This window comes from Streptomyces sp. P9(2023) (assembly GCF_032436795.1).
In the GTDB taxonomy this organism is placed as follows: domain Bacteria; phylum Actinomycetota; class Actinomycetes; order Streptomycetales; family Streptomycetaceae; genus Streptomyces.
The window spans coordinates 1-270 of sequence record NZ_JAUPWM010000485.1; the positions used below are offsets into that span (position 1 = coordinate 1).

At 67.8% G+C, this 270-nt stretch carries 1 pseudogene; it reads right to left on the reverse strand.

Annotated features, from left to right (window positions below):
• Positions 1-261 (reverse strand): annotated as a pseudogene (locus Q5762_RS38470) (transketolase); the annotation flags it as partial.
• Between the last annotated feature and the right edge of the window lie 9 nt (positions 262-270).

Genomic DNA, 270 nt, shown 5'->3' on the forward strand with positions numbered 1-270 from the left:
GGTGAAGCCGAGGCGCTCCTTGAGCTTGGCGATCTCGTCGGAGCCCAGCTTGGCTCCGTGCACGTTGTGGCTGCCGGCCATCGTCGGCAGCGGCCATCCGATGACGGTCGTCACGCGGATGAGGCTGGGCTTGTCGGTGACGGCCTTCGCCGCATCGATCGCCGTGAGCAGCGCGTCCAGGTCCTCGGAGTACTCCGTGCCGCCCTGGGTGAAGTCGACGTGCTGCACGTGCCAGCCGTACGACTCATACCGCGCCTCCACGTCCTCGGT